Origin of the sequence: Vibrio sp. 10N.261.52.A1, assembly GCF_002876325.1 — a bacterium.
GTDB lineage: Bacteria > Pseudomonadota > Gammaproteobacteria > Enterobacterales > Vibrionaceae > Vibrio > Vibrio chagasii.
The window spans coordinates 1-1407 of record NZ_MCYD01001183.1 but is presented as its reverse complement, the minus strand read 5'-3'; the positions used below and the strand labels follow the sequence as shown (position 1 = coordinate 1407).

At 46.7% G+C, this 1407-nt stretch carries 1 protein-coding gene and 1 pseudogene; both read right to left on the bottom strand.

Annotated features, from left to right (window positions below; genetic code table 11):
• Nucleotides 1–1000 (bottom strand): annotated as a pseudogene (locus tag BCT81_RS25270) (alkaline phosphatase family protein); the annotation flags it as partial.
• A 23-nt stretch (nt 1001–1023) separates the two neighbouring features.
• On the bottom strand, nt 1024–1407 hold a 384-nt coding region (locus tag BCT81_RS25265), incomplete at its 5' end, for a hypothetical protein (RefSeq protein WP_102426245.1).

Here is a 1407-nt window from a genome sequence, read left to right as displayed (position 1 = left end):
AGATCATGTACGTTGGAATATGAGCAAATAGACGCTGTACTTGCGGCAGACCGGCGATGAAATCATCGATGATGACACTTTCATCACGCCATTGTTGCTGCTCAGCTGGTGTGAGCTGGCGGCCAGCCTGCATGAAATTATTCTCGATCAACCGTTCGCGGTTAATGCACTGCCACAAGGTCGGTGACCAAACCAGCAGATACATGGCAATAAATTCAGACAATGTCACCAAGTGATTTTCACAATCAGTGGAGCTGAAGATGGGTATTCCGCGTTTAGGGAACAACTTATCGAGCAATGAGTGTGATGTGTTATGGTGTGGTAGTAAATGATCACGTTGATAGAGGTGATAGTCGCTGTTAAACAGAGCTTCACTGCTATCGATTTTTCCGTCTAATGAATCGGTCGGTAGTGCTTCGCTCACTAATCCAAGTAGCTGAATCACTTGATGAATCGCATCGAGTGTTGGACCGGCAACGTGATCTGCGTAGATCTGGTCGCCGCTCATCATCAGCATATCTGGACGCTCTAATACGGCTTGCTGCTCAACTTTATTATCGGCTGCGACTAGGCTGTCTTTGCTTGGATGATGAGGATTACGACAGGAACCATGCAAGATGTAGTCGGCGCTGGTTGATATTTTAAAGGCTATTCTTGGCGCACCAGTGGTGTCTTGTTGCTCTTGGTACACTAAATGCGGAGCCAACTTGGTTAACGCACCTTGATCAGTCTCTATCTGATATTCCAAAGGCGTGTTGGTTGGAAACTCACCTTTTAATTGAATCAAGCTTACCCAAGCATGTGTGCCGACCTGAATCGATTCGTGTTCGCTCAGTGGTGACCTATAGAAAGGGGCTTCTTGGCCTTGGTTGTATAGCTCTGCATTACCATTGAGTGGTGTACTCGTAACAACCCAAAGCACAACCTCAGTTGCGGTCGTCCTTCTTAAAATAGGGCCAGCGAGTAAGAAGGGGAGAGAAGATGTCATCGGGCGTTTCAAGTCGATTCCTAAATCTTTGGTGGTTAGTCGTTCAGCGCTTGGGCGTTGTATTCTGGAGCGGCCATTTCATGTTCATTGGGTTCAATGTCTGGCTCTGTTGATTCCAAGATTTCGATAACTTCTGAGCTAGAAAGTTCATGTCCCATCAGAAATATTGCTAATAGGGCGTCGGCTTTCGTTTTGGTATCAGAAGGCTCATCCAACACTTGCTCGAGTTTTTCTCGAATCATTGCGATCTCGTGCTCAACAAAGCCACGGCCTTCGCTGTCCCCTTGGTTTTCTTCAGGGGCGTTATCGAATTCAAGAAAGAGCATCTCACCGTCTAATTTTGTGTTGATCAGTCGCTCTGGCAACCATTCCTCACCCATAACGATATCTGGGTCGGAATCATTGGGTAAGTGGTCTAT